Raw genomic sequence first — 25,639 nt, 5'->3', positions numbered from 1 at the left:
GGTCGCTTGGCCGCGCAAATCTCTTTAGCGTCGAGGCTTGAGGCTGAAAATGCGGAGAAAGACCCCGGCGCGATGCAGATTAGACGTGGCAAACGGTCGGGCGCCCCGACCCTGGACGAGGTCGACGCCGGCATCATCGACATCCTGAGGCAGAACGGTCGCGCCACCAATCAGGAGATCGCCGAACGCATGGGCGTCACGCCGAGCACGGTCTCGGCGCGTCTCAAGCGCCTGGACGAGAGCAAGGCCATGCGCGTGGTCGCCGTCTCCGACTTCGCAGCCCACGACTACAACATCCTGATCGCCGTGGGGGTGAAGGTGCATGGCCGCGACTCCAAAGCTGTGGCCGAAGACCTTGCGGCCTTGCCGGAGGTGTTCAGCGTCAGCCTGATGAGCGGGCCCTACGATCTCGAAATGCTCGTGGTCCTTCGCGAATTCGATGAGATCCGCCTGTTTCTCATTGATCATGTCGCGGCCATCCCAGGCGTGAGCGCTCTAAATCCGGGCATCGCGGCCGATATCGTCAAATTCGAATTCAACGTGGCGCCCCTATGATCGCCCCCCGTCTCGATGACTTGGATCGCAAGATCGTCGCCGCGCTCGGCTTGGACGCGCGCGTTTCCAACCGCCAGATCGCCGCCGACCTCGGGGTCACCGAAGGCACGATCCGCACGCGCCTCAAGCGTCTGCAGCAGGAAGGCCTGGTCCAGTTCACGGTCGTCACCGACTTCCGCATGGCCGGATCGCCCAACCTGGTAATGATGGGCATTCATGCCGATCCTGGCCGGGTATCGGCCCTGGCCGAGGACCTGTCGGCGATCGAAGAGATCGGTTGCGTGATCGTCCTACTGGGACGCTACAATCTGATGGCCATGGGGCTGTTCAAGAGCGTCGAGCAGGTCGATGATCTGATCCGCGCGCGCATCAAGACCCTGCCGGGCGTGCGCGACGTGGAAGTCTCGACCGCGATCCACAGCTTCAAATACGACGTGCGCATGGCGCGCATCACCAGGCCCAAGCCGCTCGACGACTAGGCCCTGACGGCGTTCGGTCCGAGCGGCCGGACGTCGGCTCATTCGTAGCGCTAACCTTCCTGATCGCCGGGCCGTCTGCGACCGTTGGTGTTCGCGGCGCGCGCCTGCCGCGATCCGCTTCAGTCGGCGCTCCGAACCCGCGATCACCCCTTGTTTTAATAGTACACTATTGTACCGTTGCGCGAAGCTTCGCCCCGCACTCGGCCGCGCGCCCGACGATGCGTCGAAAAATGCTCTACGAACTACGCAAACAAATATAATTGGTCCGTATATTACTCCTTTCGCGGAGTAACGGCGGCGTGGTATCACGAGCCTATCAGGCGGGACGCGAGATCCCGGCGGAGGACAACGTGGCGCAAACGCAGGACTATGATCTGGGTCCAAACACCTTCCCCAGAGGGTGGTTCATGGTCGCCGATGCGGCGAGCGTGACCAGCATGCCGCGCGCGGAGCGCTTCTTCGGCCAGGACCTGGTTCTTTATCGCGGCCAGAGCGGGACGGCCTACATGGTCGACGCCTACTGCCCGCACATGGGCACGCACCTGGCCAAGAACACCACGTCGTACGTGATCCAGGACAAGATCCACGTGGAGGGCGACTCCATCCGCTGTCCCTATCACGCCTGGCGTTTCGGCCCTGACGGGCGCTGCGACCAGATCCCCTATTTCAACGGACCGATCCCAGCGGCGGCCAGGATCAAGTCCTGGACGGTGGTCGAGCGCTACGGCGCGATCTTCGCCTGGCACGACGCCGAGGGCGGCGAGCCGGATTTCGACCTGCCCACGCTGCCGGAGTGGGACGACCCTTCCTATGTCCGCTGGATCTTCGACGAGCTTGGCGTGCTGCCCTGCCACCAGAAGGAGATCGTCGACAATATCGCCGACGTCGCCCATCTGGGCCCCACGCACGGCGGGCCGTGCGAGTACTTCCACAACGAGATCGACGGGGTGGTGGCGCGGCAAAAGCAGGGCGCGCCCCATCGCAGCCTCGCGCCCGGCCAGATGCTGGAGACCGACACCTGGTACACCGGGCCGGGAGTTCTGGTGTCCTATTTCAACGACGGCGACTCGGTGATGTTCATCACCCACACGCCGGTCGAGGATGGCTCGGTGCGGGCCTGGCACGGCCTGTTGTGGCGCTCGCCCAATGCGGTGGCTACGCCCCAGGACGCTGAGACCGCCCGCCTCTATCAGGCGGGAAGCCTGGCGGCACTGGCCCAGGACTTTGAGATCTGGGCCAACAAGCGCGCCTGCGTCAGCCCGCTGGTGGTGCCTGGCGACGGCGCCTTCGGCAAGGTCCGCATCTGGTACCAGCAGTTCTTCCACCCGCGCGCCCTGGCCGGCGAGTTCCAGGCCAAGGCCAACGGTTTCCACGCCGTGCGGGGCATGCCGCCGCACAATCAGCGCGTCGCCTAAGACCCGCGCCACTAGCCATCACGCCCTCGACGGAGTTCTCATGACCGACAAGGTTCTGCTGCCCAAGACCGACCTTCGGGTCAGCCGCCTGTGTCTGGGCTCCAACATGTTCGGCACGGCCCTGGACCAGGGCCGTGTCGATGCGGTGCTCGATCGCTTCGTGGCCCTGGGCGGCAACTTCATCGACACCGCCCGGTCCTATGGCGACTGGATCCCTGGCGCGCCGGCCGGGGCCAGCGAGCGCGCCATCGGCGCCTGGTTGAAGAGCCAGCGTCGCCAGGACGTGGTGGTCGCCACCAAGGGCGGCTTCTTCGACCTGCGGGTCGGCGACTATCGCTCGCGCGCCAATCCCGCTGACGTCGCCAAGGATCTGGCTGAAAGCCTGGAGCACCTGCAGGTCGACGCGATCGACCTCTACTGGCTGCATGCGGACGATCCGTCGGTGCCGGTCGGCGAACTCATTGACGCCCTGATCGCCGAGCAGTCGGCGGGGAAAATCCGCGCCTTCGGCGCCTCCAACTGGAGCCCTGAGCGTCTTGTCGAGGCCCAGGCCTATGCCGCAGGCAAGGGGCATGCCGGTTTTGCCGCCTTCCAGCCGTTCTGGGGCCTTGCCACGCCGAACGCCGAGGCTGCGGCCGCCCAGGGCTATGGTCGCTACTATGACGCCGCCTTCGCCGACGTCGACCTGCCGGTCATTCCCTATGCCGGCCAGAGCCGCGGCGTGTTCAGCAAGTTGGCCGATGGCGGAGAGGCGGGGCTGCCGGAGGGACTGGCGGCCATGTACCTCAATGACGCCAATCGCGCCCGCCTGCCGCGCGTGCAGGCCAAGGCCAAGGCGCTGGGCGCCTCGGTCAACGCCGTGGTCCTGGCCTGGCTGATCAACCAGTCGCGCCTGACCATTCCGATCATCGGCGCCAGCCGTCCCGATCAACTCGACGACGCCTTCTCGGCCCTATCGCTGAACCTGTCCGCCGAGGCCGTGGCCGAGTTGGCCGCCTGATCTTGGCCTCATGACCGGTCGTCCGCAGGCCTACCGTCGGGCGACCGGGTCTTCCTGGTCGATAATGCGCTGCAGCCTGCGGCGGATCGGCGTCAGATAGTCGGGTTGCGGGAAGAGCCAGAAACCCGCGGTCGGAAGCGCCTCGAACGTGCGCCGAGCCAGGGCCTGGGCCGACAGGGCCGACGGGCCGGCCATCCGCTCACGCATCGTCTGGGCCATCGCGCCCTCATGATCGGCCAAGCCGGTGGCCACCGCGCCCGGGCAGAGCAGGGTCACCTCGACCGACGCGGCGAGCGCGCGCAGGTCGCGCTGATAGGACTCGCACAGGGCCCATAGCGCGTGCTTGCTGGCGCTGTAGACGCCCAGTTCCGGCGCGGCCGTCAGGGCGCCCACCGAAGCGGTGACCACGACGCGCGACCCTTGGGACTGGGCCAGTAGGCGCGGCGTCACCGTCGCCAGGGTGTTGATCGCGCCCTTCAGATTGACGTCCAGCACCAGGTCGACCTCGGCGGCGGGCATCATCCAGAGCGGGCCGGCTCGCAAGACGCCCGCATTGACGAAAACCAGAGCCACCGAGCCATCTTGCAGCAACTGACCGCAAGCCGCTTCCAGAGCGCCGCGGTCCCTGACGTCAGCTTGCGCCTGGCGCACGGTGGCGCCTTTCGACCTCGCCAGACGCGCGGTCTCGACAAGTCCCGCGTCGTCGAAATCGATCAGCGCTAGGTGATGACCCTCGTTGGCCGCCTCCAGGGCCAGGGCGCGGCCAATGCCCGACGCTGCGCCGGTGACCAGGGCCCATTGCGCGTTGAGCGGGTTGCCTGAAGGCATCGCCTTGCCTTTGCGTTGACGAAGATCAAAAATGCTGCGCAAACTTCGACTGTAATAAACATCAAGTGACTGAGTGCGGCAAGCTCTGGGCTAATCGCAACGCATATCATGATCCTCCGCCCTCGGGCGTTGGGTCGGCGCAGCGATCGCGAGTCTCCAAAGTGCCGGGCTCAGCCACCGCAAAAAGAAGTCAATTGGGAGGGATATCGTGATCAATCACCAAGGCGCGCGTCTGCGCGCGTTGCTCGGCGGCGTGGCCGCCATGGCGCTGGCTCAGGCCGCGCATGCTCAACAAGCCAAGCCGGCCGACAGCGTCTCGGTCGAGGAGATCGTCGTCACTGCGACGCGCAGCAGTGAATTGCTGAAGGACGTGGCGATGTCCGTTGACGTTGCCACGGGCGAGCAGATCAAGAAGCTGAACATCTTCGATTTCAAGGACGTCGCTCAACTGGCGCCGGGCTTGGTGCTGAGCAATAACGATGGACGGTCCAATACCGCCACCCTGCGCGGCATCGCATTTGATCCGGATTCAGGTGCCGCGCCGGCCGTCGACACCTACTTCAACGAAATGCCAATCGACGCCCAGGTCGCTTTTTCGGCGGTCTATGACGTAGGCCAGATCGAAGTGCTGCGCGGGCCCCAGGGCCTGCTGCGCGGGCGTACTTCGCCTGCTGGGGCGATCACGTTGACCACCAAGCCGGCGTCGCTCAACAGCTTTGAAGGCTACGCCCAGGCCACCCTTTCAGACCGAAGCGCCCGCAACCTGCAAGGCGCGGTTTCGGTGCCGCTCGTCGAGGGCAAGCTGGCCCTGCGCTTGTCTGGGCTGTCGGATCGCAACGACCTTAATCAGGTCCGCAACGTCACCCGAGGCGACAAGTCCAAGAGCCGCACCAAGAGCGGTCGACTGACCATCGCGGCCCAACCGACTGACACGCTGAGTATCAATCTCGTCTATCAGCACCTCGAGGCGACCAACGATCAGTATCCGCAGGTGGTTGGCTCCGGCGCACGTCTAGCTGCGGGCCCCTTGCCCTCGGCGAGCCTTATCCCCAACGGCCCAAGCGCCACGATCAGAGACAGGATTTCCGTTGTCGATGGTGTCGAGCGGTTCAAGTCGAGGGCCGATACGCTGACGCTTCAAGGCAGTCTCGACTTGGGGTGGTCGAACCTCTCACTGAACTTGGGTCGCCAGAAGGCCAAGCTCGATCAATCGCGGGACCAGGATATCGGCAACGCGATCCCTAACTACGCCGACCAACAGCATGTCGTCGCACCCTATGACACGTACAACTACGAACTGCGGCTGAACTCGAAGGGCGAGGGGCGACTGAACTACATGGTCGGCGCGAACCTTTATCGCGTCTGGTCGCCGACTACCGTGTCCCAGCCGCGAGATCAGTTCATCACCGCGGTGCCCGCGGCGCTTCTCGGCCTGCCGCCAGCTTTGGGCACGATCTCGACGTTCCCGCTCTACACCTTGAGTCCTGTCTCGGTTGGAATTGAGATCCCCAACCGCGCCAAGACGAAATCAGTGTTCGGCAGTGTCTCGTACGATCTCACCGACAGGCTCAAGATCGAAGCCGGGTTGCGCTACACGCACTACCACACGCTGGCGCAAAGCTATTTGACGGTCACCGCAGCGGGTACGACGGTGCTCAAGAACTTCGCCACGCTGCCCCAGGTCGATGCCGACAAGACCTATTCGGCGACGACCGGCGGCGCCAACATTTCCTACAAGCTTAGCGATGACCTGACGACCTACGTCTCCTATGGTCGCTCGTTCCGCGGCGGAGTGGCGGCGGTGGGCAATACAGCGCCCCTCGAACCCAGTCTTGTGGTGACGAGGCCCGAAAAGTCCGATGCGATCGAATGGGGCATCAAGGGCGACCTCTTCGACCGTAAGGTGAGCATCGGGGCTGACATTTTCTACCAAAAGTTCGACGGCTACATCGCTCGGACGGCTGAGGGGATCAACACAGCGAGCGGTCGCAATGGCCTGATCGATTCAACGCTGAACCTGAACTACAACGGGGATGCAGTCGCCAAAGGCGTCGAGGTCCAGGTGTCGGCGCGGCCGGTGTACAACTGGGACCTTTCTGCAAGCGCCAGCTACACCGACGCTCATTTCAAGAATGTGCGTAGACCTTGCAACACGTACACGAACTCGGGCGCTCCGGTGGTCCCGACCGGGCAGCAGGTCAACTTCTGCAACACCGACGGGAAGATCGCCGAGGCCGCGCCGTTTAGCGCCACCCTCTCATCCGAGTACCGGTTCGCAGGGGGGCGGTTTGAGCCGTTCATCCGCGGCCTGTTCACCTACAGCCCAGGCTTCGATTCCGATGTGGTCGCATACCATTACGACGACATGCCGATCATGAACCTGTTCGCCGGCGTCCGCGGGCCGGGTGGCGCGTGGGACCTTACGGTTTTCGCGCGTAACCTGTTCAACGTTGAGCGCATCCGCAGCATCGCGGGGCAGACAGCTCAGCGGCAAACCAGCACTCTGAACTCAGATTTCTCGATGAGCGCTGGGCCAAGCTTTGAGTCCGGTTATCGAGGCTTGATCCTCAATTCGCCGCGCGAGGTTGGCGTCACGCTCAGAACCAACTTCTAGCTCGAAGCCAGCGGCGGGAGCCCGAAATGACGGGCTCCATCGCGTCCTATAGAAAAGGCCCGGCGTCTATGACGCCGGGCCTTTTTGCTTTCCAATCAGGCTACAGATCAACTGATCTGCAACGCGCTTGGATCAGGGCTGCGCGTCCACGTCCAATAGTCCACCAGACGCCAGGGAAAGGATAGGAAGACCCGCCCTTTCTTGTTGTTGTAGTAGCTGTTGGCCTTGGGATGGGTCCAGATCATCTGGCGCATGCGCGCGTCGATCCGTTCGTTCCAGGCGGTGAACGCCGCCTTGGTCGGCTCGATGGCCTCTCCGCCCTGAGCGCGCATTAGATCCAGGCACTCGATGATGTAGTGGATCTGGGTCTCGGAGATCAGGTTCTGGCCGGCGGCGTGGTTGGGCGCGCTGTTGGGGCCCACGGTCAGGAAGAAGTTGGGATAGCCGGGGACTGTGACCCCCAGATAGGCGCGGGGGTCGTCCTCGCCCCATTCTTCGCCCAGGCTGCGCCCGTCGCGACCGACAATCTCCAGCGAACCGACCATCTTGGCCACGTCAAAGCCGGTGGCGCAGACGATCACGTCGGCCTCGACCCGGCGGCCGTCCTTCAGCACCAGACCGTTGGCGTCGATATGGTCGATGGTCTCGACCTCCAGGTCGACATTGTCCCGCCGCAGGGCCTGGAACCAGCCGGCGTCCAGGACGATGCGCTTGGAGAAGATCGGAAAGTCCGGGGTGAGCTTCTCGATCAAGTCCGGGCGATCGGCGAAGACGGTGTTGAGATAGCCGAGGGCCCACTGCCGGGTTCCCTCGTTGAGAGCCGAGACGGAGGTTTCGCTGGCGGGCCACTCTGGATCCTTCAGGACGTTGGGGAACAGGCCATCGCCCGCGGCCCAGTAGGTCTTGAACCGGAACCATTCGGCGTAGTGGGGAATATGGCGCATGGCCCATTTGACGGCCTCGGGCACAGTGGACCCATGGTCGGCCGGCGGGATCACCCAGTGGCGGCTACGCATCATCACCGTCAGGCGGCCGGCCTGCTCGGCGATCGCCGGCACCAGCTGTGCGGCGCTGGCCCCCGTGCCCACGACCACGACATTCTTGCCCGTCAGGTCGACCCCGTGGTCCCAGGCGGCGGTGTGGAGCCTTGCGCCGGTGAAGCTGTCGAACCCCGGGATCTTGGGCCAGGACCAGCGATTGACGGGGCCGTGGGCGTTGATGACCGCATTGACCTCCAGGCTCTCGCGCGAGCCGTCGGGCCGTAGCAGGGCCACGCGCCAGCGGCGGCGGGTATCGTCCCAGCGGCAAGAGGTGACCTTGGTCTCGAACAGGATGTTGCGACGCAGGTCGTACTGGTCGGCGATACGCAGGAAGTAGGCCTGCATGTCTCGGCCGCGCGGATAGTAGTGGTTCCACTCGGCGTTCAGCGCGAACGAGTAGGAGTAGAAGTGGCTGGGGGTATCGACGCCCACGCCGGGATAGGTGTTTTCGTACCAGGTGCCGCCGACTTCAGGGTTCTTCTCGACGATAACATAGTCGTAGCCGGCCTCATCCAGCTTGATGCCGGCGGCCAGGCCCGTCAGGCCCGCGCCGATCACCAGGACCCGGAAGTCGCTGCTGGGCGCGGGGCGTTCGGCGCGGTGCTTGCGAGGAACGGGACGCTCCAGGCCCATCTGGTCGAGCAGGAGTGGGATGAACTCCTCATCAACCGGCTGGCCGACACCAACGCTCATGATCTTCTGCAGCAGGGCGCGCGGCGGCAGTTCGTCGTGCCGGGGGCGTTCGGCCAAGGCCTTCTCCAGCTTGGCGCGCAGGTCGGCCAGTAGCTCGTCGGAGGGCGGCGGCGGGGGTGGCGCGAAGGCCTGGCCGATGTGGGGCGCGAAGCGATCGAGCATCGCCTCGTCGCGGGTCAGCTCGACATAGGTCATCAGCAGGGTGGGGACGTCGGCCTGAGCCAAGGCCGCCGCCAAGGCCGCGGCGTCGGCCAGCGGGTCGGGCGCGGTAGGCGCAGCGGATTGCAACTGGACGTCCAGGGCCATGACGGATCCTCCGTAACGCCGCTCGACGGCGCTCTTTTAAATTTGTGAGTACACACTAATATAGCGACTGGCGCTGTCAATCGCGTGGCCGGCGACATGCGTAGTGGTCCTAAGGGGCGGCTGCGCAAACGGAGGCCGTGCGTGCGATTGAGCGCTTCAGAGACAACAACAAGGGAGGAGGCGGCATGAGCACGCCCCAGATCAGCTTCAACTTCACCAAACTCGTCGTGGCCGACCTGGACGCCAGCGCCGCCTTCTACGGCAAGGTGTTCGGCTTTCAGGAATTGATGCGCGTCGACGCCGAGATCGAAGGGCGCCCCATTCGGGAGGTGCTCTATGCCCCTACCCAGGAGGGCGGCGCGACGTTCGTGCTGCTGACCTTCCTGGAGGGCCCGCGCCCCGCGCCGGGCGAGGTCATTCTCGGCTTCACCACCACCGACCTCGAGGCCCTGGTCGCCGCCGCGACCGCGGCGGGCGCCAAGGTCGTCGATCCGATCCGCACCATGGCCGAGATGCACCTGAAGGTGGCGTTCCTGCGCGACCCCGAAGGCCGCCTGATCGAAGCGGTTCAGATGCTAGGATGATCGAAATGCGTAGTGATCTATTGCAATTACTACGCATAATGATATCCAAGACCAATCAGCAACCGGAGTTTCGGTCGTGGAGCCTGTCGCCCCGTCCGCCGAGGAAGTCAAAGGCGCCCTGCGCCGTCTGGCCAGCTCGGTGGCGATCATCACCTCGCACTGGAACAGCCGGCCGATGGCCATGGCGGCGACCGCCGTCAACGGCCTCAGCCTATCGCCGCCCTCGCTTTTGGTCTGCGTCAACCAAGCCGCCGCCCTCTACGGGGCGCTGAACGACCGGGCGCGCTTCTGCGTCAACATCCTGGGCCAGGACCATCTGGAGCTGGCCCAGCGATGTGGCGGCCAGGTCGCCGGCGCCGAGCGCTTCTCGACCGGCGCCTGGGGCGAGGATGCCGACGGGGTGCCCTTCCTGGAGGACGCCCAGGCCAGCCTCAGCTGCGTCTGCGACGACAGTCTGGTCTACGGCACCCATGGGGTCTTCGTCGGCAAGATCACGTCGGTGCGGATGCACGGCGAGATCGCGCCGCTCATCTATGCCGACGCGCGATACTGCGGGGCCAGCCAAACCCTGTAGCTCTGAGCCAAGGAAGCCCCGCCCCGGGGCGCCAACGACAAGAGCAACGAAGAGAAAGAGGGCGGAGACATGACCCACGGGTCCAGGTTCAAAGGCAAGCGCATCATCGTCACCGGCGGCGGCTCTGGCATTGGTCAGGCAGTCGTGCTGCGACTGGCGGCCGAAGGTGGGGTGGTGCTGGCCGTTGACGTTAACGGCGCGGGTCTGGACGAGACCCTCCGCCTGGCCCAGGCAGCCGCGGGCCATGGCGGCCGCGCCTTGGCCTTGAGCGCTTCGGTGGCCGACGAAGCCGCCGTCAAGGCGATGGTGGCCAACTTCGTCGCCGCCGAGGGCGGGCTCGACACCCTGGTGAACATGGCCGGCATCCTGCGCTCGAGCCACACCACGGAGACCTCCCTGGAGGCCTTCAATGAAATCCTGGCAATCAATCTGGGCAGCACCTTCCTATGCTGCCGCGAAGCCCTGCCTCACCTCGAGGCTAGCGGCGGCTCGATCGTCAACGCCGCCTCGACCTCGGCCTTCTTCGGCCACCCCTATATGAGCGCCTACTCGGCCAGCAAGGGCGCGATCGCGGCCCTGACCTATGCCCTGTCCTGGGAGTACGCCAAGCGCGGGGTCCGGGTGAACGCCGTCGCCCCCGGCGGCATCGGCACGGCCATGACCGCCTCAGCGGCGGCCAATTTTCCCGAGGGCGTGGACATGAGCCTATTCATGCACCTGGCCCGCGGCGACTACCAGTTTGGCCAGCCCGAGCAGGTGGCCGGCGTGGTGGCGATGCTGGCCAGCGCGGACGGCGCCTTCATGAGCGGCGAGATCGTCCGCATCGACGGCGGCGTCCACGCCTGAAGAACCCCGGCGCGCCTTCAGTCTCCCAGGCGCGCTGGCTCCAGACGCTCTCCCGAGCGTCCTAGCGGGGGCCGTTCGAACGAGCATCCGAGCGGTCCCCGCGTTCTTTTCCGTTTCTTTCTCAAAGGCCAACATGCTCAAGATCACCTTCGTCCAGCTCGACGGCGCGCGGCGCGATGTCGAGGCCAGCGCCGGGATTTCGGTGATGCAGGCGGCCACTCGCAACGGCGTCGCGGGGATCGACGCAGAGTGCGGCGGCGCCTGCGCCTGCGCCACCTGCCACGTCTATGTCGACGAGGCCTGGCGCGAGCGCGTGGGTCCGCCGCAAGGCGGAGAGGCCGACATGCTGGAATTTGCGTTGGAAGTGGACCCGGACCGCTCGCGCCTGTCCTGCCAGATCACCATCAGCGAGGCGCTGGACGGCCTGGTCGTCCATCTGCCCGCCGCTCAGCAATAGAACCGAAGAGACAAGAGAGGGCCAAGCCCATGGGGTTGGAAGCTGCCACTGACACCGACTGGTCGCCGGTCGCCCGGACGCCGCCGCACCGAGCGTCGATTGCCGCCGTGCGCACCAGCTTAGGCATTACCTACCGAGCAATCCGTCACTACGAGGAACTGGGCCTGGTTGACTGTGGCCGCGACGCGCGGGGCCAGCGGTGGCTGGACGAGGCGGCGGTGGCGCGGCTGACGGTGATCCGCGACCTTCGCCAGGCCGGAGTGTCGGTCCGGCGGGCCGCTCAAATCGTTTTGGGAGCGGATGAGATCGGGCCCGCCGTTGTCGCCGAATTGCGGATCCAAGCTCGTGCAGCCCAAGCCCAGCAGGACAAGATCCGCGCCCTTATCGCCGACTGGGCCGCACCCATGACAAGCGCCTGACCTGAGTTTTATGGCTGATAATAAATAGTACGATATCGTACGAAAATACTTGCCTCCTTGTCCGCGCGACGGCATGGTTGAGTTGTGAGCCGGACGGCTCTGCCCATCCGGTGGGTGTTCCTCCCAATTCTCGCGGGGCTCGGTGTGTTCAACACCGAGCCCTTCTTTTTGCCATCTGACGGCGTTGCGCATGAAGGGCGACGTCTTTCTGGATGCGGAGTGAAAGAGTGGCCCGCCAAGGCGCGCCGCCCGGTCTTCGCCTCGCAAGCTCGGGCCTTGGCCGGTGGCGGACGCTTCTTGTCAGGGGCGGCGATATTGCCTTGAAAGCCTCGTTACGCCCTTGAGCAACGGCTCGGCCGAGGAGGCCCCGATCTCGATGCGGTAGACGCCGCCCGGAATAACCCACCGTCCGGCCTTGGCGTCGTAGTCGCCTAGCACACGCGGGTCGGCGGACACCGTGACCTCCTGGCTCTGACCCGGCTGCAAGGATGGTTTGGCCCACCCGATCAGCCGCTTGGCCTTGCCTTGGCGCATCACATAGACCTGTGGGACGTCCGCGCCTGCGCGCGAGCCTGTGTTGGTGACCTTGAACCGGGCAGTCAGGCCTTTGCCGCCAGTGACCACCAGGTCCGAATACTGGAATTGGGTGTAGGACAGCCCGTGGCCAAAGGCATAGAGCGGCTTAAGGCCCTTCTTGGCGAACCAGCGATAGCCGGCGTCCGAGCCTTCTGGATATAGGATGTTGAAGGGCTTGAGCGCCGCTTGCAGGCCATACAGCGCCCGTGTCCCCTTGTCGGCCGGCGGCGCATCCGAGCCTGCCAAAATCGGATTGGGCAGCTGTTCGACACTCGCAGGGAAGGTGATGGGGAGGCGGCCGGCGGGGTTGAATGCGCCCGACAGGACATCGGCAATCGCGTCGCCGCCGCGTTGTCCTGGATACCAAGCCGCCAGGATGGCGGGGACGCTGTCGCGCCAGGGCATGGTGACCGCGCTACCGGTCTCGAGCACCACGACCGTACGTGGGTTCGCAGCGACGACTGCCTCGATCAGGGCGTCCTGGCCATCTCCTAGCGACAGATCCAGCGCGTCCTCGGCCTCTGTTGAGAACTTTTCACCGATCACGATAGCTACATCGGCGACCCTAGCGGCTGCCGCAGCGACCGCCGGGTCCTTGCCATCGACATAGGAGACCAAGCTGTTGGGGAAGGCCTTGCGAAGGCCATCGATCGGCGGGGAGCCGCCGTAGGCGCGCTTGACCCAGGCCGCCGCCGCACCGCCGCCAGCCGGACTGATTTTCTTGAACCCGCCAACCGGTGTGACATGGCTTGAGCCGCCCCCGCTCAGCACGCCAAACTCCGCGTTGCCGCCAATGACCACGATCGAGACGGTGGTCGGCGGGAGCGGCAGCATCCCACCTTCATTGCGTAGAAGCACCATGCCGTCTCGAGCCGCCTTGAGCGCCACCTCGCCGCTGGCATTGATGTCGATGCGGCCGCCGGGGGCCACAGGATGATCGGCCAGGCCTTGGGCATAGATGGTTCGAAGAATGCGCATGGCGGAAGTGTCGATCGCGGCCTGGGGGACGCGGCCCTCGGCCAGGGCGTGCACCATCATCTGGGAGAAGTACTTCTTTCCATCGAGTTGTTCGCCCGACTGTTGGTCCAGGCCCTTGTTGATCGCCTCACTGGAATGAACCGCGCCCCAGTCGGACATCACAAATCCCTTGAAGGCCCAGTCCCTGCGTAGGACCTGGTTGAGGAGGAAGTCGTGCTCGCAGGCAAATACGCCGCCGACCCGATTGTAGCCGCACATCACCGAGCCGGGCTGGCCCCTTTCAATACCGATCTGGAAAGCCAGCAAATCACTCTCGCGCATGGCCGCCTCGTCCAGTTCGACTGAAGCGACGTTGCGACCGGTTTCCTGGTCGTTGAGAGCGTAGTGCTTGATTGTACCGATGATGTTGTTGGACTGGACGCCGGCGATCTGAGCCCCGACCAGAATGCCGGCCAAGAGGGGATCTTCCCCCAGATACTCGAACGTGCGGCCGCCGCGCGGGTCACGCACGAGATTGGCGCCACCGACCAGCATGACGTTGAAGCCCTTTGCGCGGGCCTCGCGTCCGATCATCGCACCGCCCTGACGAGCCAAGTCGGGATCCCAACTCGCGGCTAGGGATATGGAGGCGGGAAGGGCGGTGGCTTCGTCACCTGGGCGTAGGTTGTTGAGGTTGGAAACGCCGAGCGAAGCGTCGGTCTCGACCAGCGCGGGAACGCCCAGTCGCTCGATCCCGGCAATGTAGCCGGCGCCCACGGCGATACCCGCTGGCCGACGACTGGGGGGAAGCATGCCAGTCATGGGTCCGTGAAGCAGGCGGACCTTCTCATCCAGGGTCATCTGGTTGAACGTGGCTTTGGCTCGTGCGTCCGGAGCGCTCACGGGCGCGGGAGTATGCGCCGCAGCGTTCGTCGCCAGCGCCGCTGCGCCAATCAGCCATAGATGTTGGAGCATTCACCTTCGTCCTTCGCATCGCTGGGCTGGAGGCGATCGCCAGGGCCGGGTCGACGCCGCGCGGTGGGCCGAAGGGGCTTGGCGCGTTTCTTAGGCGCCCGAATTTCCGCCCCCACGGCGCCGGTGGTTGTGGCGCTCGTTCCTTTGTTTCAATAATGGTACGATATTGTACTGTTGTGGGGAGGGCAAGGCGATGTACCCGCCAGATTGGCCGTCGAGCTCATCCGCGAGGTCGACTTGCGACTTCCGCACACCGCTAGAGCCTTGAAGGCGATACGATCCATGAAACTGCTCCGCTACGGCTCCAAGGGCTCTGAGAAGCCCGGTCTCCTCGACGCCGAGGGCAAGATCCGCGACCTGTCGGGTCACGTGGCCGACATCACCGGCGCCCAGCTGTCGCCGGCCAGCCTGAAGGCCCTGGCCGCCATCGATCCGGCGACCTTGCCGGTGGTCGAGGGCTCGCCGCGCTACGGCGTGCCGGTCAATGGCGTCAGCAAGTTCATCGCCGTGGGCCTGAACTTCGCCGACCACGCTGCCGAGTCGAACCTGCCGATCCCGGCCGAACCGGTCCTCTTCACCAAGGCCGTCAGTTGCCTGACCGGTCCGAACGACCCGGTGATGATCCCGCGCGGTTCGGAAAAGACCGACTGGGAAGTCGAGCTGGGCGTCGTCATCGGTACGCGCGCTTCGTATGTGACCGAGGCCCAGGCCCTGGACCACGTCGCCGGCTATGTGCTGATCAACGACGTCTCGGAACGCGCCTTCCAGATCGAGCGCGGCGGGACCTGGGACAAGGGCAAGGGCTGCGACACCTTCGGCCCCGTGGGCCCGTGGATGGTCACCTCGGACGAGGTGGGCGACCCGCAGGATCTCGGCATGTGGCTCGACGTCAACGGCGAGCGCAAGCAGGACGGCTCGTCCAAGACCATGATCTTCCCGATCAGCAAGCTGGTCTCGTACATCAGCGAGTTCATGACGCTGGAGCCTGGTGATCTCATCACCACCGGCACGCCGCCGGGCGTCGGCATGGGCCAGAAGCCGCAGCCCGTCTACCTAAAGGCCGGCGACGAGATCCGCCTGGGTATCGAGAAGCTGGGCGAGCAGCGCCAGATCGTCGTGGCCTGGTCGAAGGACGGCGTGTCGTGATCAACCCCTACGCCAACCGGTTCAAGGGGCGCACCGCCGTAATCACCGGTGGCGCGTCCGGGCTGGGAAGGGCCGTGGCCGAGCGTATCATCGCAGAGAGCGGCCAAGTGTCGCTTTGGGACGTCAATGTCGACCAGCTCAAGCCGGTGGCGATGGCGATCGGAGCGGCCCACTGTCTCGCCCTGGACATCTCCAGACCCGCAGCGGTTGCGCAGGCTGCATTGGCCAGTGTGGCGGCGCTCGGCAAGATCGATATCTTGGTCAACTCGGCAGGCATCACCGGCGCGACGGTTCCGCTGCATGAGTTCCCGATCGACCGCTGGCAGCGGGTAATCGACGTCAATCTCAACGGTGTCTTCTACTGCTGTCGCGAAGTCGTCCCGTTCATGCTGGCGGCCGGTTACGGCCGGATCGTCAACGTCGCCTCGGTGGCGGGCAAGGAAGGCAATCCCAACGCCAGCGCCTATTCGGCGTCGAAGGCGGCGGTGATCGGCCTGACCAAGTCGCTGGGCAAGGAGCTGGCCACCAAGGGCGTCATCGTCAACAGCCTGACCCCGGCCACCTTCGAGAGTCCGATCCTGGAGCAGCTGCCCCAGAGCCAGGTCGACTACACGCGCGGCAAGATCCCGATGGGTCGCCTTGGCGAAATCCACGAGAGCGCCGCCATGGTCTGCTTCATGGCGTCGGAGGAGTGCAGCTTCACCACGGCCGCGACCTTCGACACCTCCGGCGGCCGGACCACGTTCTAGGCCGCGAACTATCGCCTCTGATTTGAAACCGACGACAGGCCGACCGGCGGCGGGAGAGCACGCCGTGGCGATCACCCACAACACCAACAAGGACTCGAAAGGGCGACCATGACCCCCAACCCATTGCTGGGCGTGCTGTTTCACTGGCTGGGCGGCCTGGCGTCGGCCAGCTTCTACGTGCCCTATCGTGGGGTTCGTCGATGGTCCTGGGAAATCTTCTGGCTGACCGGAGGCCTGTTCTCGTGGCTCCTGGCGCCTTGGCTCTTCGCGGGTCTCCAGACCGAGAATCTGATCGGCGTCATGGCCCAGGTCCCGGCCGAAATCGTCGGACTCTGCGTGCTGTTCGGTGTGCTGTGGGGTTTTGGCGGGCTGACCTACGGCCTGACCATGCGCTATCTAGGCCTGTCGTTGGGCATGGCCGTCGTACTCGGTCTTTGCACCGTGTTCGGCACCCTCATCCCGCCGATCGTACAGGGCGACTTCGCCGACAAACTGCTGGTCACTGTGTCGGGCAGGATCATCCTCATGGGCTTGGTTGTCACCCTGGCGGGTATCGTTGTTGTCGCCCTAGCCGGGGCGCGGAAAGATGCGGCCTTGTCCGAGGAGGCCAAGAAGGCCGCGATCGCCGAGTTTGACTTCAAGAAAGGGATCGCCGTAGCGGTCTTCTCTGGTGTGATGTCGGCCTGCTTTGCCTTCGGCTTGGCGGCTGGCGAGCCGGTCAAGGCGCTGTCGGCTGCGGCCGGCACCGGGCCGCTTTGGACCGGACTTCCGGTCCTGTGCTTGGTGATGTTTGGTGGTTTGCTGACCAATGGCGCCTGGTGCGCCTATTTGATCGTCAGGAACCGGAGCGCGGGCGAATGGATCGGGCGGGTGAATGCGCCCGCTGGCCAGGCGAGCGGGCCTGCCCAGGCCGCCGGCCAGGAGCCGGCCCGTATGGGTGACGTCGTGGCCACGCCAGGAGGGGCGCCGCTTCTGGCGAACTACCTGCTGTGCGCCCTGGCCGGCACCGCCTGGTACTTCCAGTTCTTTTTCTACACGATGGGCGAGAGCCAGATGGGCAAGTTCGGCTTCTCCAGCTGGACCCTGCACATGGCGTCGATCATCATCTTCGGCACCCTGTGGGGCTTCGCCTTCAAGGAGTGGAAGGACGCCCGCCCCGCCGTGCGCAACATGGTCTGGAGCGGCGTGGCCCTACTCATCATTGCCACGATGATCATCGGCTATGGCAACATGATCGCCCGTTGACTTCGAGTTGATTGGAGCGTGGCGCGTGCTTCCTTGCGCCGCTCTTCACCTCACTGCCTGCTGGCGTGATCCCTTCAATCGCGATATGGTACGATATCGTACCGTTTTTCGGCGTGTAGGCCTCGATGAATCTTCACGTCCCCACGCCGGAAGCGCCAATCAACGGCAGCCAGACGCTAATGCGGGGCCTAGACATCGTCGAGGCCGTCGGCGACGGGTCTGTAAGTCTGGCCGAGTTGAGTGAACGGTTGGGTCTGACCCGGGCCACCGCTTATCGCCTGGCCGGAGCCTTGGTCGCTCGCGACTACTTGAGCTTCACGCCTCGGCGGGGCTACGCGCCCGGTCCCAAGCTGCTCAAACTCGGCTTTCAGGCCCAGCAGGCCTCCAACCTTATTCAATTGGCCCTGCCGGCCATGGATCGTTTGGCGGAAGCGACATTGGATGCGGTCAATCTCGGCATCATGGACGCCGGCATGGTGCTTTATCTGCGCCAAAGTCCGAGCCGCCGTCGGGTCGTGCTCCGTCACGAGCCAGGCATTCGCAACCCTGTGCGGCACACAGCGCTGGGAAAATCCCTGGTCTTCGCGAAGGGGCCTGAGGCCTGGCGGGCCTTGTTCGACATTCCCGTCGAAGCAGACGCCTACGGCGCCTGGGAAGCGGAGATGGCCAAAGCCATGGCGGACGGCTTCACAACGCACGTCGAGACCGAGGGCGAGCGGGTACGCTGTATTGCCGCACCGGTGATCGACGCCGGCGGCTGCGCCATTGCCGCTATAAGCCTCTCGACGCTCCCGCAATATGTCGAAGACAGCGAGCTTGCTGGGCTAGGTCCGCTCATGGTCGCAGCGGCCACCGAGATCAGCCGGTCAATTGGTCGGGATTGATGCTCGTCGGAGCCTTGGCGGGCTTGGCCTTGCCGGCCAGGAAGGATAATCGCGTAGCCGACCGTTTGTGCACGCTTTTGACGTCAACCCCGGGTCAGACGGGCGCCTTGAGCGTGAAGGATGCTAGCACCCGCACCGCTTGCGTCCGCGGGCGCGTGACGTCTAAGCAGGGGCGTTGGTCCCGCGCAACTCCGCGCGAAGGGGTGAAGGCGAGCTGATGTCCCTGGCTACACGTCCGACGGTCAAGCCCGGTCGACCAACGATGAGCCAGGCAGCAGCGCTCGGTGACCACATTGTCGCGGTCGCTCGCAATCACTTCTTCGCCAATGGTTATGGCAGCACGACGATGGACAACATCGCCATGGATGCGGGCATTTCCAAAACCACGCTCTACCGGCGCTATAAAACCAAAGCAGACCTCTTCACCGCGTTTCTGCTCGATCAGAACCTGCGATGGAGCGCGCACAATCCGCATTTGAACGCGCCGGCTTCGAAGGATCTTCGCAAGGCCCTCGTCGATCGTGTGGAGGCCTTCATGCTGGCCGGGCTGACTGAGGCGTCGGTCAATCTCGCACGGTTGATCTACGCCGAATCCGGTCGTTTCCCAGAACTGGCGCAGATTTTCCATGACAACAGCTTCGCCTCTGCGGTCAACATAATCGCCACTGACCTGGCGATCGCCGCGGGGCATGACCAAGCTGTTGAAGAGTTCGTGCCTGCCGCAAGCCTGCTGCAAGACATCATCGGCGGCTACGCCTATCGCCTGATCCTTCAGGGGCGGGCCGACAAAATCTCCACGGCCGAGATCCGTTCTTGGGCCGAGCAAACGGTCGCCGTGTTTCTAGACGGCTATGTCCCACCTCGCGCCTAGGCCCGATCTCTCCTCGTAACCTCAACGCTCGCGGCCGCGTCATGGCCGAGCCAAGCGCTGGTCTGGCGGAACTGGGCGCGCAGCGGCGAGCGGCGAACGCCACACCCTGTTGGGCGGCCGTGTTCGCTTGGCCGACGCCCCTGAAATAGTTCTTCGCAGAAGCATGGGGTCTGCGCGAACTCCTGTGTCTTTTCGACGCCATCGACCGACAATGTCGGTCCGGCGACGCCGCGAAGCTTGGCGACATGCAATGGGTCCGATAATAGTACGATATCGTACGAATAAGGACGCGTAGATGAGTCGGGGAAGGCGAGCGGTGGTGTTCACCGTCATGATAGCGGCGGCCAGTGGTCTGGCCGGGTGCGCGGCGCACCTGCGCGCGGCCGATGTCGCCCTGCCTGCGGCCTATTCCGCGCCGTCAGGGGCGCTCGGCGCCGGCGCCGGCCGCGAGGCGTCGATCGAGCGCTGGTGGGTCGCGTTTCGGGATCCCCAACTCGACGCCCTGATCGACGAGGCCCTTCGCGCGAGCCCGGACACGCAAGCGGCCTTGGCGGCGTTGCGCCAGGCGAGAGCCGTGCGGCAAGGCGCTTTGACCGGATTTGGCCCGCAAGGGACGCCGTCGGTCAGGGCGGCGCGCCAATGGGCTCGGCCAGGGGAGGGCGATGTCGACAGCCGAACCGCTAGCTTTGACGTTAGTTGGGAGATCGATCTTCTAGGACGGCGCGGCGCGGCCCGAACGAGCGCCGATGCGGCGCTCGCATCTGCGGCCTTCGACTTCGAAGCCACGCGCGTCAGCCTAGCGGCCAACGTCGCTCAGGCGCTTTTCCAGGCGCGCGCCCTGGAAGCCCAATCGCGCGAGGCCGGGGAAACCGCCCGTATCGCCGGGGACTTGGTCAGGGTGGCTGATCTGAAGGCCGGGCGGGGCATCCTCAGCCAAGCCGACGCAGCCAGCTTTCGGGCCGAGCTTGCCAACGCGCGGGCCCAGGCCGCCGCGCTTCGCGCTCAAGCTCAGGTCCAGCGTCGCATTCTGCTCGTCCTGCTCGGACGCGCGCGCGCCGGATTGGAGACGCTTTCGCTTGAGCATCCCGACTTGGATCCGCCCCTGCCGCCGCTCAGCGCGCCGGGCGAGTTGCTAATCCGGCGTCCCGACCTGCAACGCGCCAAGGCCAATGTCGACGCCGCCGCCGGTCGCTTGGTGTCGGCCCGCCTGGCGCAGCTACCGACCCTTTCTCTAGTTCCCTCACTGACCGCCAGCCGTCTGCCGGCTGGTGCGAACGCAAGCGTCTGGACGCTGGGTGCAAACCTAGCCGCGCCGGTGCTCGACCTCCCACGCCTGCGGGCTGAGTCGAGACTACGGACCGCCGAGGCCGAAGCGGCGGTATTGGCCTATGAGCGAGCTATCGGACAAGCCTATGCCGAGACCGAGAACGCTCTCCTCACCCTGGCCGCCGATCGTGACCGCCTGGCCGATCTCGTGGTTGCCGACGCGCAGGCGAAGGCCGCTTTCGACGCCCAGGAGCAGGGTTTCCGCGCCGGTTATATTGAGGCGGTCACCCTCCTGCAGACTGAGCGGACCTGGCGCCAGGCGCGGACCGCCTTGGTGGCCGTTCGCGCCGCGACCCTCGGCGACGCAGTCCAGGCCTTCAAATCCCTCGGTGGCGGGTGGTCGCCGGTCGAGGCCCAGCAGCTTGCATCTGAGACGTCCCATGACCGCTGATCTCCGTTCGTACGCCGGCCTGGCCAGTGTTCTATCGCTATTGGCCTTGCAGGCGTGCTCCAAGCCTGAACCCGCCCAGAGGCCGGTCGTCGAACATGCCGCTCGCGTAGCCCTGGTCGACACACGCGCTCTGGCCGATCCACTGCGCCTCTCCGGCGCCTTGGTGGCGCGCGAGGAAGCGGCGGTTTCTACCGAGCTCAATGGCTACCGTGTGGCCAGGGTGCTGGCCGATCTGGGTGACCGCGTGCGTTCGGGCCAGCCCTTGGCCGTGCTCGATGATGCGCTGCTGCGCGGTCAGATCGCCCAGCAGATCGCGGTCGTGGAACAACAGGCCGTGGCGGCTGAGCGCGCTGAGCAGGAGGCCGCGCGGGTCGCGGGTCTGGACAAGCTTGGCGCGCTGTCGCCCGAGAGTGTGGCGGAGCGCGCGCTGCAGGCCCGCAGCGCCAAGGCTGCGCTCGCCCAGGCGCAAGCGGTGCTGGCTGACCTTCGCTTGCGTCAGTCGATGATGGTCGTACGCGCGCCGGTGTCGGGACGAATCCTGTCGCGGTCGGTGCGTCCCGGTGAAGTCGCCGCCGCTGGCCAGGTCATGTTCCGCCTGGCCCGGGACGGTCTTGTCGAACTGGACGCCGAGGCGGCGGAGACGCGCTTGGCGGGTCTAGCTCCGGGCGCGCGCGCCAGCGTTCGCCTGCCCGATGGCCAGACTTTGTCAGGCGTTGTGCGTCTGGTGTCGCCGGAGGTCGATCCGCAGACGAAGCTCGGCCGTGTTCGCGTGCAGTTGCCTCTCTCCCAGGCCCTTCACCCCGGCGGTTTCGCTGAAGCCATGATCAACACCCGGCCGCGCCAGGCGATAACCGCGCCGCAGAGTGCGGTCCTCTACGATGGCGACGGCGCCAGCCTCCTGGTCGTGGTCCAGGGCGAGCGCGTTCGCAAGGTCCCGGTCAAGACCGGCCTGCTGATCGGCGATCGCGTCGAAATCGTTCAGGGCGTTCGCGGCGGCGAGCGGGTCGTGCTGTCGGGTGGGGCGTTGCTGCTGCCTGGAGACAAGGTCAAGGCCACCAACGTCGAGATCGCTGACGCCGCCGGTAAGGGGGCGGCCCGATGAGCTTGCGCATCTCGGCCTGGTCCATCCGCAATCCGATCCCGGTCGTGGTCCTGTTCGCCGGCCTGCTGATCGCCGGTGCGGCCGCCTTTCTGCAACTGCCCATCAAGCTTCTGCCCAATACCGCGGTTCCGGTGGTCAGCGTCACTGTCACCCAAAACGGCGCGGCGCCCTCCGAAATTGAAAAGCAGATCACGCGGCCGATCGAAGGCGGCCTGGCCAGCGTCGCGGGCGTGCGGCACGTCAGTTCCACCGTCACACAAGGGGTGTCGTCCACCGTCGTCGAGTTCGAGCTTGGCGTGGATCTGCAGAAGGCGGTCGACGACGTGCGTTCGGTCGTTGACCGCACGCGGGTCGAACTGCCGCCAGGTATCGACCCGCCGACTATCGAGCGGGTGGATATCGATGGCGCGCCGGTGCTGACCTACGTGGTCAGTGGTGGCGGACTGTCGATCGCCGAACTGTCCTGGTTCATCGACGACACCGTTTCGCGCGCTCTGCAGGGTGGCAAAAGCGTCGCCCAAGTCAGCCGGGTCGGCGGCGTCGAGCAGGAAGTGAATGTCATTCTTGATCCGGACCGGATGGCCGCCCTCGGCGTCACCGCGCCTCAGATCAACAACGCACTCTTCCAGGCCAGCCTCGATGACACCGGGGGGCGCGCCGCTCTGGGCGGCGGCGAGCAGACCATCCGCGTCCTAGCCTCGGCCGAAAAGGCCGCCGAGATCCGCGACCTGACCGTCCCCCTGGCGGGCGGCCGTTACGTAGCCCTGACAGATGTGGCCGAGGTGGCTCAAGGCGCTGCCGAGGAGCGCAGCTTTGCCAGGCTCGACGGTCGACCTGTCGTCGGCTTTCAGGTGCAGAAGACCCGCCAAGGCAGTGACGTCACCGCTGAGCGCTCTGTCCAAGAGGCGGTAGTCAAGCTGCGTAAAGCTCATCCCGACATGGCCTTCACCGAGGTGCTATCGACGGCCAAACAGACCCGTGAAAGCTTCACCTCGACCTTGCATGTTCTAATTGAAGGCATGGTCTTGGCCGCGCTGGTCGTCTTCCTGTTCCTCAAGGATTGGCGCGCCACGGCCATCGCGGCCGCGGCCATGCCGCTCTCGTTGATCCCAACCTTCGCGGTCATGCAACTGCTGGGCTTCTCGCTCAACGGCTTGACCCTTCTGGCCCTGACCCTAGTGATCGGGATCCTCGTCGACGACGCCATTGTCGAGATTGAAAACATCGAGAAGCGGATCGAGGCAGGCCTCAGCCCCTATCGCGCGTCGCTGCTCGGCGCCGATGCGATCGGCCTGGCGGTCGTTGCTACAACCGCCACCATTGTCGCGGTGTTTCTGCCGGTGTCGTTCATGGGCGGCATCATCGGGCAGTTCTTCCGCGAATTCGGCATGACGGTGGCGATTTCGGTGAGCTTCTCGCTGTTGGTCGCGCGCTTGGTCACGCCGGTGATGGCGGCCTATTTCCTCAAGCCCAAGCCACCCGGGCATGCGGTGGTGGAGCGCATGCCGGCCTTCTATCGACGCACGCTGGATTGGGCGCTGAAGAACCGCTGGAAGACGGCCGGCATCGGCGCCCTGGCCGCGATCGCCTCGCTCGGTCTAGCCGCGACCCGACCGATCGGCTTCCAACCGACCCAGGATGCCGGCTTCTTCTACGTCACGCTGACCGGGCCGCCCGGCGCCAGCGCGGCGACCATGGAGCAGTCGGTGGCAGAGGCCACAAGCAGACTGATCGCCCAGCCGGAGACTCGCCACGTGATGGCTGTGGTCGGCGACGGCAAGGAACTCTCTCAGGCCACGCTTACGGTGGTGCTGACGGATCACCGCGCCCGCGACACCGACACCTTCATTCGCCAGATCCGGCCACTTCTGCGCCAGATCCCAGACGTACGGGTGGCCACTCAGACGGGCTTTGCCGCCGCCGACGTCGTCATTACCCTGACGGGCGACGATCCGGCGCTGCTGACCCGTACCCAAGAGCAGGTCATGCGCGAAATGGCGGGCCTCAAGCAGATTTCCGGCGTACGTCCGGCGCCCGCGCCGCAGGGCAAGGAGTTGGTGGTTAGACCCCGGCTCAACGAGGTCGCGCGTCTGGGTGTCGACGCTCGAGCCCTGGCGGCGGTGCTGCGGGTGGCCACGATTGGGGACATCGACGCAAACGTCGCCAAGATCTCGCAGGGCGAGCGACGTACGCCAATCCGCGTACGGCTTCCGCGTGAGGCGCGGCAGGATCCTCAGGTGCTCGGGGCCTTGCGGGTGCCCACGCTCGACGGCAAATCGACCCCGCTGTCGGCGATCGCTGACCTCAGCTTCGAGGCCGGACCTGGACAAATCGTCCGGCAGGATCGCCGCCGCCGCGCTTCGATCGAAGCCGACCTCGAAGGCGTGACGACAGGCCAGGCTTTCGCCGCCATCCACGCTTTGCCGACCATGCGCAAGCTCCCGCCGGGGATCACCCAGGTCGCCGCTGGCGACATGGAGCAGACCCAGGAAGCCTTCGGTGGCTTTGTCTGGGCCCTGGGAGCGGGCGTTTTCCTCATCTACGGGGTTATGTGCCTGCTGTTTCACAGCCTCTTCAAGCCGATCACGATCCTATCGGCCCTGCCGCTGGTGGCGCTGGGCGCCTTTGCGGGTCTGGCTCTGGCCGGACTGCCCATTACTTTGCCGGTGCTGATCGGCCTTCTGATGCTGCTGGGCCTGGCGGGCAAGAATTCAATCCTGCTGGTCGAGTTCGTGATCGAGGCCGAGAAGGCGGGCATGGACCGATGGACCGCGCTACACGAGGCCTGTCGCGAACGTGGGCGCCCGATCGTTATGACCACCCTGGCGATGATCGCCGGCATGGTGCCTACAGCCCTAGGCCTGGGCGAGGGAGCGGCATTCCGCAAGCCGATGTCGATCGCGGTGATCGGAGGCCTGATCAGTTCCACGGTGCTGTCGTTGGTTCTGGTGCCGGCCGCTTATGAGCTCATTGACGACGTCGAGCGTTGGTTGAAGGCGCGACTGTCGGGCCTGGTTACCCGTCGCGCGCCGGGCGACGACGCTCCGATCGACCCGCCGGCGCCGGAGCGGGCCTGATGGAGAGGGCGATGGCGCTGGCACGACGGGTCGCCGCCGTCGCCCAGCTCAACGATGAGCATCGGGCCTATCCTGGGCCAGGCTGGGTCTTGAGCGCTGGAGTGGAGGCCTTGGGGGCAGAACGACGCGCGGCGATCACCCTGGCGATCAAGGCCTATGATGCCTTCGGCGTCGATGCTGACCCTATCGGCGAGCGGTCGTTTGGGGCCTTTGAGGCGGCCGGGCGCCGGCTGGTATGGGTCATCGAATACTACGACCTCAACTACCAGCATGGGTCTCCAAATCCAGGCGATCCGCGCGTCACGCGCAGGCTGCTCAAGGTGATGCTGGCTGAGGAGTATCGCACGGGCGTTCGCCGTTGAGCCCCGAACACTGGATGGTGAGGGATTTAGACGGCCTGGGACCTTGGCAGGCGTTGCTCAACGGTGGCTTGGCCCTAGGGCCGAAGCCGTTGTGCAGGTTCGCCTGTTGGTCCTGGCGCCCCGAGGCCTGAAGCGACGGCCGCCCCCTTGTGGTCTCAGCGTCGTCTT

22 protein-coding genes are annotated in these 25,639 nt (G+C 65.4%); 19 read left to right on the top strand and 3 right to left on the bottom strand.

Annotation, left to right across the window (positions count from 1 at the left end):
- The first annotated feature begins 6 nt into the window (after positions 1 to 6).
- The 4 genes from ASC70_RS21610 (at position 7) to ASC70_RS21595 (ending at position 3,449) form a co-directional block, all read left to right on the top strand.
- Entirely contained in the window at positions 7 to 555 is a 549-nt protein-coding gene (locus ASC70_RS21610; protein WP_200939259.1) for an Lrp/AsnC family transcriptional regulator, read from the top strand.
- A complete protein-coding gene (locus ASC70_RS21605; RefSeq protein ID WP_056054470.1) occupies positions 552 to 1,034 on the top strand; it encodes an Lrp/AsnC family transcriptional regulator in 483 nt (160 codons plus the stop codon). The genes ASC70_RS21610 and ASC70_RS21605 overlap by 4 nt, the downstream gene beginning before the upstream one ends.
- A gap of 350 nt (positions 1,035 to 1,384) precedes the next feature.
- Positions 1,385 to 2,449, top strand: coding sequence for a Rieske 2Fe-2S domain-containing protein (locus ASC70_RS21600; protein ID WP_056054467.1), 1,065 nt, complete (start codon positions 1,385 to 1,387; stop codon positions 2,447 to 2,449).
- 40 nt (positions 2,450 to 2,489) lie between these two features.
- Positions 2,490 to 3,449: an aldo/keto reductase gene (locus ASC70_RS21595; protein ID WP_056054464.1), complete on the top strand. Its 960-nt coding sequence runs from the start codon at positions 2,490 to 2,492 to the stop codon at positions 3,447 to 3,449.
- Between the two features lie 30 nt (positions 3,450 to 3,479).
- On the opposite strand, the gene ASC70_RS21590 is transcribed toward ASC70_RS21595, so the two are convergent.
- Positions 3,480 to 4,277, bottom strand: a complete 798-nt coding sequence (locus ASC70_RS21590) for an SDR family oxidoreductase (protein WP_056054460.1) — start codon at positions 4,275 to 4,277, stop codon at positions 3,480 to 3,482.
- A 208-nt stretch (positions 4,278 to 4,485) separates the two neighbouring features.
- Between ASC70_RS21590 and ASC70_RS21585 the strand changes: the two genes are divergently transcribed.
- Positions 4,486 to 6,891 carry a TonB-dependent receptor gene (locus tag ASC70_RS21585; protein ID WP_056054457.1) on the top strand — a complete coding sequence of 802 codons (2,406 nt, stop codon included), beginning with the start codon at positions 4,486 to 4,488 and terminating at the stop codon, positions 6,889 to 6,891.
- A 107-nt stretch (positions 6,892 to 6,998) separates the two neighbouring features.
- Here the strand turns inward: ASC70_RS21585 and ASC70_RS21580 are convergent, their stop codons facing one another.
- Positions 6,999 to 8,930 carry an NAD(P)/FAD-dependent oxidoreductase gene (locus ASC70_RS21580; RefSeq protein WP_056054454.1) on the bottom strand — a complete coding sequence of 644 codons (1,932 nt, stop codon included), beginning with the start codon at positions 8,928 to 8,930 and terminating at the stop codon, positions 6,999 to 7,001.
- A 185-nt stretch (positions 8,931 to 9,115) separates the two neighbouring features.
- Here ASC70_RS21580 and ASC70_RS21575 point away from each other — a divergent pair, with 185 nt between their 5' ends.
- From ASC70_RS21575 to ASC70_RS21555, 5 genes are all read left to right on the top strand, one after another.
- Positions 9,116 to 9,514 (top strand): VOC family protein, encoded by a 399-nt coding sequence (locus ASC70_RS21575; RefSeq protein ID WP_056054453.1) that lies wholly within the window; start codon positions 9,116 to 9,118, stop codon positions 9,512 to 9,514.
- Between the two features lie 76 nt (positions 9,515 to 9,590).
- A complete protein-coding gene (locus ASC70_RS21570) occupies positions 9,591 to 10,088 on the top strand; it encodes a flavin reductase family protein (protein WP_156396284.1) in 498 nt (165 codons plus the stop codon).
- Between the two features lie 69 nt (positions 10,089 to 10,157).
- Entirely contained in the window at positions 10,158 to 10,934 is a 777-nt protein-coding gene (locus ASC70_RS21565) for an SDR family NAD(P)-dependent oxidoreductase (protein ID WP_056054447.1), read from the top strand.
- A 133-nt stretch (positions 10,935 to 11,067) separates the two neighbouring features.
- Positions 11,068 to 11,391, top strand: coding sequence for a 2Fe-2S iron-sulfur cluster-binding protein (locus tag ASC70_RS21560; protein ID WP_056054444.1), 324 nt, complete (start codon positions 11,068 to 11,070; stop codon positions 11,389 to 11,391).
- A 29-nt stretch (positions 11,392 to 11,420) separates the two neighbouring features.
- Positions 11,421 to 11,810, top strand: coding sequence for a MerR family transcriptional regulator (locus tag ASC70_RS21555; RefSeq protein ID WP_056054442.1), 390 nt, complete (start codon positions 11,421 to 11,423; stop codon positions 11,808 to 11,810).
- Between the two features lie 300 nt (positions 11,811 to 12,110).
- Here the strand turns inward: ASC70_RS21555 and ASC70_RS21550 are convergent, their stop codons facing one another.
- Positions 12,111 to 14,318, bottom strand: a complete 2,208-nt coding sequence (locus tag ASC70_RS21550; RefSeq protein ID WP_056054440.1) for a glycoside hydrolase family 3 protein — start codon at positions 14,316 to 14,318, stop codon at positions 12,111 to 12,113.
- Positions 14,319 to 14,600: 282 nt separating this feature from the next.
- Here ASC70_RS21550 and ASC70_RS21545 point away from each other — a divergent pair, with 282 nt between their 5' ends.
- The 9 genes from ASC70_RS21545 (at position 14,601) to ASC70_RS21500 (ending at position 25,471) form a co-directional block, all read left to right on the top strand.
- Positions 14,601 to 15,464, top strand: coding sequence for a fumarylacetoacetate hydrolase family protein (locus ASC70_RS21545; protein ID WP_056054438.1), 864 nt, complete (start codon positions 14,601 to 14,603; stop codon positions 15,462 to 15,464).
- A complete protein-coding gene (locus tag ASC70_RS21540) occupies positions 15,461 to 16,213 on the top strand; it encodes an SDR family NAD(P)-dependent oxidoreductase (RefSeq protein ID WP_156396283.1) in 753 nt (250 codons plus the stop codon). The genes ASC70_RS21545 and ASC70_RS21540 overlap by 4 nt, the downstream gene beginning before the upstream one ends.
- 108 nt (positions 16,214 to 16,321) lie before the next feature.
- Positions 16,322 to 17,458 (top strand): L-rhamnose/proton symporter RhaT, encoded by a 1,137-nt coding sequence (gene rhaT, locus ASC70_RS21535; protein WP_056054435.1) that lies wholly within the window; start codon positions 16,322 to 16,324, stop codon positions 17,456 to 17,458.
- A gap of 125 nt (positions 17,459 to 17,583) precedes the next feature.
- Complete coding sequence (locus tag ASC70_RS21530) at positions 17,584 to 18,342, top strand: IclR family transcriptional regulator (RefSeq protein WP_082547436.1); 759 nt, start codon at positions 17,584 to 17,586, stop codon at positions 18,340 to 18,342.
- A gap of 217 nt (positions 18,343 to 18,559) precedes the next feature.
- On the top strand, positions 18,560 to 19,213 hold the full coding sequence (locus ASC70_RS21525; RefSeq protein ID WP_082547435.1) for a TetR/AcrR family transcriptional regulator: 654 nt from the start codon (positions 18,560 to 18,562) through the stop codon (positions 19,211 to 19,213).
- A gap of 316 nt (positions 19,214 to 19,529) precedes the next feature.
- A complete protein-coding gene (locus ASC70_RS21520) occupies positions 19,530 to 20,930 on the top strand; it encodes a TolC family protein (protein WP_056054428.1) in 1,401 nt (466 codons plus the stop codon).
- Positions 20,920 to 22,032 (top strand): efflux RND transporter periplasmic adaptor subunit, encoded by a 1,113-nt coding sequence (locus tag ASC70_RS24675; RefSeq protein ID WP_082547433.1) that lies wholly within the window; start codon positions 20,920 to 20,922, stop codon positions 22,030 to 22,032. The genes ASC70_RS21520 and ASC70_RS24675 overlap by 11 nt, the downstream gene beginning before the upstream one ends.
- Entirely contained in the window at positions 22,029 to 25,109 is a 3,081-nt protein-coding gene (locus ASC70_RS21505; RefSeq protein WP_056054421.1) for an efflux RND transporter permease subunit, read from the top strand. The genes ASC70_RS24675 and ASC70_RS21505 overlap by 4 nt, the downstream gene beginning before the upstream one ends.
- Before the next feature lie 11 nt (positions 25,110 to 25,120).
- Entirely contained in the window at positions 25,121 to 25,471 is a 351-nt protein-coding gene (locus tag ASC70_RS21500) for a DUF3768 domain-containing protein (protein ID WP_056054576.1), read from the top strand.
- Positions 25,472 to 25,639 lie beyond the last annotated feature (168 nt).

The sequence above is a fragment of the Caulobacter sp. Root343 genome (assembly GCF_001425745.1).
In the GTDB taxonomy this organism is placed as follows: Bacteria; Pseudomonadota; Alphaproteobacteria; order Caulobacterales; family Caulobacteraceae; genus Caulobacter.
This window is presented reverse-complemented; position numbering and strand designations above follow the sequence as displayed.

Bases quoted from the DNA above. Each gene is read 5' to 3' on its own strand.
- ASC70_RS21555 (WP_056054442.1), top strand. From the start codon at position 11,421: ATGGGGTTGGAAGCTGCCACTGACACCGACTGGTCGCCGGTCGCCCGG.
- ASC70_RS21545 (WP_056054438.1), top strand. From the start codon at position 14,601: ATGAAACTGCTCCGCTACGGCTCCAAGGGCTCTGAGAAGCCCGGTCTC.
- ASC70_RS21505 (WP_056054421.1), top strand. From the start codon at position 22,029: ATGAGCTTGCGCATCTCGGCCTGGTCCATCCGCAATCCGATCCCGGTC.
- ASC70_RS21525 (WP_082547435.1), top strand. From the start codon at position 18,560: ATGTCCCTGGCTACACGTCCGACGGTCAAGCCCGGTCGACCAACGATG.
- ASC70_RS21595 (WP_056054464.1), top strand. From the start codon at position 2,490: ATGACCGACAAGGTTCTGCTGCCCAAGACCGACCTTCGGGTCAGCCGC.
- ASC70_RS21605 (WP_056054470.1), top strand. From the start codon at position 552: ATGATCGCCCCCCGTCTCGATGACTTGGATCGCAAGATCGTCGCCGCG.
- ASC70_RS21530 (WP_082547436.1), top strand. From the start codon at position 17,584: ATGAATCTTCACGTCCCCACGCCGGAAGCGCCAATCAACGGCAGCCAG.
- ASC70_RS21575 (WP_056054453.1), top strand. From the start codon at position 9,116: ATGAGCACGCCCCAGATCAGCTTCAACTTCACCAAACTCGTCGTGGCC.
- ASC70_RS21580 (WP_056054454.1), bottom strand. From the start codon at position 8,930: ATGGCCCTGGACGTCCAGTTGCAATCCGCTGCGCCTACCGCGCCCGAC.
- ASC70_RS24675 (WP_082547433.1), top strand. From the start codon at position 20,920: ATGACCGCTGATCTCCGTTCGTACGCCGGCCTGGCCAGTGTTCTATCG.
- ASC70_RS21500 (WP_056054576.1), top strand. From the start codon at position 25,121: ATGGCGCTGGCACGACGGGTCGCCGCCGTCGCCCAGCTCAACGATGAG.
- ASC70_RS21565 (WP_056054447.1), top strand. From the start codon at position 10,158: ATGACCCACGGGTCCAGGTTCAAAGGCAAGCGCATCATCGTCACCGGC.
- ASC70_RS21590 (WP_056054460.1), bottom strand. From the start codon at position 4,277: ATGCCTTCAGGCAACCCGCTCAACGCGCAATGGGCCCTGGTCACCGGC.
- ASC70_RS21560 (WP_056054444.1), top strand. From the start codon at position 11,068: ATGCTCAAGATCACCTTCGTCCAGCTCGACGGCGCGCGGCGCGATGTC.
- rhaT (WP_056054435.1), top strand. From the start codon at position 16,322: ATGACCCCCAACCCATTGCTGGGCGTGCTGTTTCACTGGCTGGGCGGC.
- ASC70_RS21550 (WP_056054440.1), bottom strand. From the start codon at position 14,318: ATGCTCCAACATCTATGGCTGATTGGCGCAGCGGCGCTGGCGACGAAC.